Annotated in this window: 9 protein-coding genes; 7 read left to right on the top strand and 2 right to left on the bottom strand. The window is 31.7% G+C overall.

The window, feature by feature from the left end; genetic code table 11:
- Positions 1-315: 315 nt before the first annotated feature.
- Positions 316-525 carry a hypothetical protein gene (locus tag QNK89_RS06400; RefSeq protein ID WP_340170188.1) on the top strand — a complete coding sequence of 70 codons (210 nt, stop codon included), beginning with the start codon at positions 316-318 and terminating at the stop codon, positions 523-525.
- Here the strand turns inward: QNK89_RS06400 and QNK89_RS06395 are convergent.
- A complete protein-coding gene (locus tag QNK89_RS06395) occupies positions 514-1104 on the bottom strand; it encodes a riboflavin synthase (protein ID WP_340170187.1) in 591 nt (196 codons plus the stop codon). The genes QNK89_RS06400 and QNK89_RS06395 overlap by 12 nt on opposite strands.
- Positions 1105-1170: 66 nt before the next feature.
- Between QNK89_RS06395 and pdxA the strand changes: the two genes are divergently transcribed.
- The 6 genes from pdxA (at position 1171) to accC (ending at position 6208) form a co-directional block, all read left to right on the top strand.
- Positions 1171-2250, top strand: a complete 1080-nt coding sequence (gene pdxA, locus QNK89_RS06390; protein WP_340170186.1) for a 4-hydroxythreonine-4-phosphate dehydrogenase PdxA — start codon at positions 1171-1173, stop codon at positions 2248-2250.
- A gap of 72 nt (positions 2251-2322) precedes the next feature.
- Complete coding sequence (locus tag QNK89_RS06385) at positions 2323-2862, top strand: DUF177 domain-containing protein (protein ID WP_340170185.1); 540 nt, start codon at positions 2323-2325, stop codon at positions 2860-2862.
- Between the two features lie 9 nt (positions 2863-2871).
- Complete coding sequence (rpmF, locus tag QNK89_RS06380) at positions 2872-3090, top strand: 50S ribosomal protein L32 (protein WP_340170184.1); 219 nt, start codon at positions 2872-2874, stop codon at positions 3088-3090.
- A 179-nt stretch (positions 3091-3269) separates the two neighbouring features.
- Positions 3270-4265, top strand: a complete 996-nt coding sequence (locus QNK89_RS06375; RefSeq protein WP_340170183.1) for a beta-ketoacyl-ACP synthase III — start codon at positions 3270-3272, stop codon at positions 4263-4265.
- Between the two features lie 34 nt (positions 4266-4299).
- Positions 4300-4776, top strand: a complete 477-nt coding sequence (accB, locus tag QNK89_RS06370; protein WP_340170182.1) for an acetyl-CoA carboxylase biotin carboxyl carrier protein — start codon at positions 4300-4302, stop codon at positions 4774-4776.
- Positions 4777-4858: 82 nt separating this feature from the next.
- Positions 4859-6208 (top strand): acetyl-CoA carboxylase biotin carboxylase subunit, encoded by a 1350-nt coding sequence (accC, locus tag QNK89_RS06365; protein WP_340170181.1) that lies wholly within the window; start codon positions 4859-4861, stop codon positions 6206-6208.
- Between the two features lie 29 nt (positions 6209-6237).
- On the opposite strand, the gene QNK89_RS06360 is transcribed toward accC, so the two are convergent.
- Positions 6238-6696, bottom strand: a complete 459-nt coding sequence (locus QNK89_RS06360) for a hypothetical protein (protein ID WP_340170180.1) — start codon at positions 6694-6696, stop codon at positions 6238-6240.
- Positions 6697-6752 lie beyond the last annotated feature (56 nt).

Here is a 6752-nt window from a genome sequence, read left to right as displayed (position 1 = left end):
GAAAAATCAACTGGTGAACCCTGAAAGTTCAACCTACAAATCATTTATATCATTAGCTTCTTAAAAAATTAAATTAGTTTAAAACTTGATGCTTAATTTTAGCAGATGCGACAGAACCTTTTCCGATGCTCTTACAAATTTAAAAACACTTCATTAAATTAACACAAACGATTAATCTTAATCAATTATTAACACTTATTTAGTTCTAATTTGTGTATTTTGTCGAAAAAAAACACCTTTCATGGGTTTTTTTCATTGAAAAACTTGTTTAAATGTTTTGTTAAGACAGTTTTTTATACATTTACCCACTGATATATGATACAAAGTAAAAAAACAATAGCCTCAATCTTATTTGTATTAATAAGCTTCGTGTGTTCTGCTCAAACTCCAACACCACCAGAAAGTCCTCCAGGATCAGGAGATGCATCTATAGACAGTGGGTTGTTAGTGTTGTTAATTGCAGGTGTTTTATTTGGAATATATAAGTTGTATAAATTTCAAAAAAAAAACAATTTAGCCTCTTAAATTGTTTAATTTAGATACGTATTTCCCTATAACATCAAATTCTAAATTTACTACAGAATCAATTACAAAGTTTTTAAAGCCAGTATGCTCGTAGGTATATGGAATAATTGCAACACTAAAAGAATCTAGTTTAGAGTCTACAACCGTTAAGCTAACTCCATTAACCGTTATAGAACCTTTTTCAATGGTAATATTACTTAAAGAGGCATCGTATTTAAAAGTAAATAACCAACTACCTTGTGTTTCTTTAAATGCTATACATTTGGCAACTTGATCTACGTGACCTTGCACAATATGTCCATCAAGTCTATCTCCAAGTTTCATAGCCCTCTCAAGATTTACAACATCTAAAACTTTTAAATTTCCAATATTTGTTTTGTCTATAGTTTCCTTAATGGCTGTAACAGTATAACAACTAGCATCTATACTAACCACTGTTAAACACACGCCATTATGAGCAACACTTTGATCTATTTTTAGTTCACTAGTTATCGTGCTTTCTATTGTGATATGTAAGTTATCTAGCTCATGTTTGAGATTTGTAACAAGGCCTAAGGTTTCAATAATTCCCGTAAACATACTTTTAACTGTATTATTTGGTTAAATTTGCAACTATAAAAATACGAACAATAGTTAGCATTATTAATGAAGAGAGAAGAAAAAATAATTGTAGGTATCTCGATTGGAGATTTAAACGGTATAGGTTCAGAAATTGTATTAAAGATTTTTGAAGATAATAGAATGTTGGATTTTTATACTCCAGTAATTTTTGCATCTACAACAACTATGACATTTGTTAAAAATCATTTTAAACTAAGTATTAATTTAAATGGCATTACTAACACAAACGAAATTGTTCATGGAAAAGTGAATATCCTTAATTGTTGGAAAGAAAACGCAAATATTAATTTTGGTCAAGAGGACATTAAAATTGGAGAATTTGCTGTAAAATCTCTAGAAATTGCCACAAAAGCATTAAAAGAAGAAACTATAGATGTTTTAGTAACAGCGCCAATTAACAAAAGTAATATTCAGTCAGATACGTTTAAATTTCCTGGACATACAGATTATCTAGCACAACAGTTAGAAGGAGATAGTTTAATGTTTATGGTTACAGATACACTAAAGGTTGGGTTATTAACAGATCATGTACCAGTAAAAGATATTTCAAGTCATATTTCTTCAGACTTAATTACTAAAAAAATAGATACTGTTTACAATTCTTTAAAAAAGGATTTTAGAATTAGTAAACCTAGAATTGCAGTATTAGGCATAAATCCGCATACAGGAGATAACGGTGTTATTGGAAATGAAGATGACACAATCATGAGACCAACACTAAAAAAAATTAAAGAAAGTGGCAAATTAGTTTTTGGCCCTTATGCGGCAGATAGTTTTTTTGGAAGTGATAATTATAAAAGTTTCGACGCCATTATAGCCTCTTATCACGATCAAGGTTTAATCCCTTTTAAAACACTCTCTTTTGGTCAAGGTGTAAATTTTACAGCAGGATTAAATAGGGTAAGAACATCACCAGACCATGGTACAGCATACGAAATAGCAGGAAAAGGAGAAGCAGACACAAGCTCGTTTAAAGAAGCTCTTTTTACAGCAGTAAGTATTTTTAATAACAGAATGGAATTCGAGGAATTAAATAGAAACCCCTTGGCTATTGGTAAAAGGAAGCGTTTTGATGAAAGAAAATACGATTCAAAAAAGAAGTAAACAAAAAATTATTGATAAGTCTGCTCAATAAATAAAAATTTGTATATTTGCATGCTCAAAATAGATCTGACAATGAAGCCATTGAAAGAGTTTACAATTCCATTTGTAGGTTTAAAAGAAGGAGAACATCTTTTTGAATACGAAATTGACAACACGTTCTTTGAATATTTTAAGTATGAAGCCTTTAACAATAGTAATTTAAAAGTAAACGCTGTTTTACAAAAAAAAGCAACACTTTTAGAATTACATTTTCAAGTTTCAGGAACCGTAAACGTTAATTGCGACGTTACAAATGAGTCTTATGAACAATCATTAGATAGTGAATTTGATTTAGTTGTAAAGTTTGGAGAGGAATATAATGATGAAAATATAGATATTTTAATCATACCTCATGGAGAATACGAGATAAACATACAACAATATGTTTATGAACTAATAGTATTAGCCATGCCAACAAAAAGAGTGCATCCTGGCGTAGAAGATGGAACATTAGATTCAGAAATACTTGAGAAATTAGAAGAATTAAGTCCTAAAGAAAAGAATATAAAAGAAGACAAAGAGGATATTGATCCTCGTTGGAATACATTAAAGAAACTATTAACGGATAAATAAAACAATAAAATGGCACATCCTAAAAGAAAAATCTCAAAAACAAGAAGAGATAAAAGAAGAACACATTATAAAGCAACTGCGCCACAAGTTGCAACTTGCCCTACAACAGGTGAGCCACACTTATACCATAGAGCACATTGGTTCGAAGGTAAATTATATTACAGAGGTCAAGTTTTAATTGACAACGCTATAGCAGAAGAGAATATAGCAGAAGAGAATATAGCATAATTTACTATGCATGCATATAGAAAAACGCTCACTTGTGAGCGTTTTTTTTATGATATATTTTTCTTTAAGTTAAAAACAACTTAATTTGCATGTAATTAACCAAAATTGCTTAATTTCAACAAAATATTGCATTTTTTAGACGATTTTGAGCAATTATTGGTCAAATTAACTTGAAAAGTATGAGTAAACTCTCAGCAGCAATTACAGCTGTAGGTGCTTATGTACCTGAATACGTGTTAACAAATAAGATCTTAGAATCATTAGTTGATACAAATGATGAATGGATTACCTCTAGAACAGGAATCAAAGAACGCCGCATCTTAAAAGGAAAAGGCAAAGGAACTTCCTATATGGCTATAAAAGCCGCACAAAATCTTCTCGAAAAATCAAAAATCAATCCTGAAGACATAGAATTAGTTATCGTTGCAACTGCAACGCCAGACATGCAAGCCGCTTCAACAGCTGCATTCACAGCTACAGAAATAGGTGCTATTAATGCTTTTTCTTTTGATTTAGAAGCAGCATGTTCAAGCTTCCTTTTTGGGATGTCTACAGCTGCAAAGTATATAGAATCAGGTCGTTATAAAAATGTATTATTAATTGGAGCAGACAAAAATTCTTCAATGATTAATTATGAAGATAGAGCAACTTGTATCATCTTTGGAGATGGAGCAGGAGCGGTTTTATTTCAGCCAAATCAAGAAGGTTTAGGTTTACAAGATGAATATCTAAGAAGTAATGGAGCAGGAAGAGAGTTTCTTCAGGTAAAATCAAGCGGTTCTTCTTATCCAGTAACATCTGAAACTATAGCAAAAAAAGAAAATTTTGTTTTTCAAGATGGTAAGACAGTTTTTAAAAACGCAGTCTTTAATATGGCAGATGTTGCTGTAAAAATATTAGAAAGAAACAATCTTCAAAAAGATGACATTGCTTGGTTAGCAGCCCATCAAGCAAATAAACGTATTGTAGACGCAACAGCTAAACGTATTGAATTAGATAGCGATAAAGTAATGATGAATATCGAGAAGTATGGTAACACCACTTCTGCAACTTTACCATTATTATTAAACGATTATGAATCGCAATTAAAAAAAGGTGATAATATTATTTTCGCTGCCTTTGGAGGCGGCTTTACTTGGGGCTCTATATATTTAAAATGGGCTTATAACTCTTAAAACTAATTAACAAAAAACTTAATAACTCTAAATTATGGATTTAAAAGACATTCAAAACTTAATCAAGTTTGTGGCAAAATCAGGTGCAAGCGAGGTTAAATTAGAAACAGATGACGTTAAGATTACAATAAAAACAGGGTCAGACGAAACAACTTTTGTACAACAAATGCCAATGGCACAAATGCCACAAGTGCAAATGTCTGCAGCTCCAGCCGCTACACCAGTTGCAGCCACTACTGAAACACCAGTTGCAGAAAGTGAAGATTCTAAATATATAACTGTAAAATCTCCAATTATTGGAACATTTTATAGAAAGCCTTCTCCAGATAAACCATTATTTGTTGAGGTTGGACAAACAATTGCAGAAGGCGATGTACTATGTATAATTGAAGCAATGAAATTATTTAACGAAATTGAATCTGAAGTTTCAGGTAAAGTTGTTAAAATTTTAGTGGACGATTCTTCTCCTGTAGAGTTCGATCAGCCATTATTTTTAGTAGATCCATCTTAATATAAATCACAATTTTTAATTCCAAATTCCAAAGTATACTCTTTGGGGTTTGTTTTTTATTTATTGAAAATTTGAAGAATTTATGTTTAAAAAAATACTAATTGCCAATAGAGGAGAAATAGCACTACGTGTTATTAGAACCTGTAAAGAAATGGGCATAAAAACTGTAGCAGTTTATTCAACTGCAGATGCCGAAAGTCTACATGTTAAATTTGCTGACGAAGCGGTTTGCATTGGTCCAGCACCAAGTAGAGAGTCGTATTTAAAAATGTCTAATATTATAGCAGCTGCAGAAATTACAAATGCAGACGCTATACATCCTGGTTATGGATTTTTGTCTGAAAACGCAAAGTTTTCTAAAATCTGTACTGAGCATGAGATTAAATTTATTGGAGCCTCTCCAGAAATGATTGATCGTATGGGTGACAAAGCCAATGCAAAATCAACTATGATTGCTGCAGGAGTTCCTGTTGTGCCAGGAAGCGAAGGTGTAATAGAGAGTTTTGAAGAGTGCGTTAAAGTTGCTAAAGAAACAGGTTATCCAGTTATGCTTAAAGCATCTGCTGGAGGAGGTGGAAAAGGTATGCGCGCTGTTTGGAAACCAGAAAGCCTACAAGAAGCATGGGAATCTGCTAGACAAGAATCTAAAGCAGCCTTTGGAAATGACGACATGTATATGGAAAAGCTTATCGAAGAGCCAAGACATATAGAAATTCAAATTGTTGGAGACTCTAATGGAAAAGCATGTCATTTATCAGAGAGAGATTGCTCAATACAAAGACGTCATCAAAAATTAACAGAAGAAGTACCTTCTCCTTTTATGACGCCTCAGTTGCGTAAAAAAATGGGAGATGCAGCTGTAAAAGCCGCAGAATATATTAAATACGAAGGTGCAGGAACTGTAGAGTTTTTAGTAGATAAGCATAGAAATTTCTATTTTATGGAGATGAATACGCGAATTCAAGTAGAGCACCCAATTACAGAACAAGTAATTGATTTCGATTTAATACGTGAACAAATTTTAGTTGCTGCAGGAGTACCAATTTCTGGAAAAAACTACTTACCGCAATTACACTCGATAGAATGTAGAATTAATGCTGAAGACCCATTTAATGACTTTAGGCCTTCGCCAGGAAAAATAACGACGCTTCATGCTCCAGGTGGTCACGGTGTTCGTCTAGACACTCATGTTTATGCAGGTTATTCAATTCCTCCAAATTACGATTCTATGATTGCTAAGTTAATTACAACAGCGCAAACAAGAGAAGAAGCAATTAATAAAATGAAACGTGCTTTAGATGAGTTTGTAATAGAAGGTATTAAAACAACAATACCGTTTCATAGACAATTAATGGAACATCCAGACTATTTAGCTGGAAACTATACAACAAAATTTATGGAAGATTTTGTTATTGAAAAGCAAACAGAATAAAAAAAAGCGACTATTATAGTCGCTTTTTTTTATAACTTAAAGTATTCGTTTATAGCAGTAATGACTTGAGGAACTTTATCTGTTTTAAAGTTTAGGATTAAATTATATTCATTTTCATTAATCATTGTAAGTAGTAGGTTTCCCTTTAAAATATTATAAGCTCCTTTTTGTCCTCTACAAAAACATAGCCTTTCGAAACCAACATTTCCCTTTTTTAAATCAGCATCTGTTAAACTCAATTCTACATCTTTAAGGTCAATTTCAATATAAATAATTTCTCTGTAACTAGAATCTTCAACACCTTCTTGTTCATTTCTTTTGTATTCAAATTTTAAAACGGTGTTTTTACCATCTAAAAGTTGAGAATAGCTATTTCCAAATTCATCTGTTTTTATAGAATAAGTTTTGTTTTTTAAGACATTAAAAGAACAAACGCCATCTTCAGGACATAAACTGACCTTGTTTACTAATTTATTTTCAGTATTCATATTCTTATTTGTATTGCAAGCAAAAGAAACAAAAAACACTATTATTATATATAATA

Source organism: Lacinutrix sp., from assembly GCF_037625555.1.
Lineage (GTDB): Bacteria > Bacteroidota > Bacteroidia > Flavobacteriales > Flavobacteriaceae > Lacinutrix.
This window is presented reverse-complemented; position numbering and strand designations above follow the sequence as displayed.

Excerpts from the sequence above, each read along its gene's own strand:
- QNK89_RS06400 (WP_340170188.1), top strand. The coding sequence starts at position 316 with ATGATACAAAGTAAAAAAACAATAGCCTCAATCTTATTTGTATTAATA.
- QNK89_RS06395 (WP_340170187.1), bottom strand. The coding sequence starts at position 1,104 with ATGTTTACGGGAATTATTGAAACCTTAGGCCTTGTTACAAATCTCAAA.
- pdxA (WP_340170186.1), top strand. The coding sequence starts at position 1,171 with ATGAAGAGAGAAGAAAAAATAATTGTAGGTATCTCGATTGGAGATTTA.
- QNK89_RS06385 (WP_340170185.1), top strand. The coding sequence starts at position 2,323 with ATGAAGCCATTGAAAGAGTTTACAATTCCATTTGTAGGTTTAAAAGAA.
- rpmF (WP_340170184.1), top strand. The coding sequence starts at position 2,872 with ATGGCACATCCTAAAAGAAAAATCTCAAAAACAAGAAGAGATAAAAGA.
- QNK89_RS06375 (WP_340170183.1), top strand. The coding sequence starts at position 3,270 with ATGAGTAAACTCTCAGCAGCAATTACAGCTGTAGGTGCTTATGTACCT.
- accB (WP_340170182.1), top strand. The coding sequence starts at position 4,300 with ATGGATTTAAAAGACATTCAAAACTTAATCAAGTTTGTGGCAAAATCA.
- accC (WP_340170181.1), top strand. The coding sequence starts at position 4,859 with ATGTTTAAAAAAATACTAATTGCCAATAGAGGAGAAATAGCACTACGT.
- QNK89_RS06360 (WP_340170180.1), bottom strand. The coding sequence starts at position 6,696 with ATGAATACTGAAAATAAATTAGTAAACAAGGTCAGTTTATGTCCTGAA.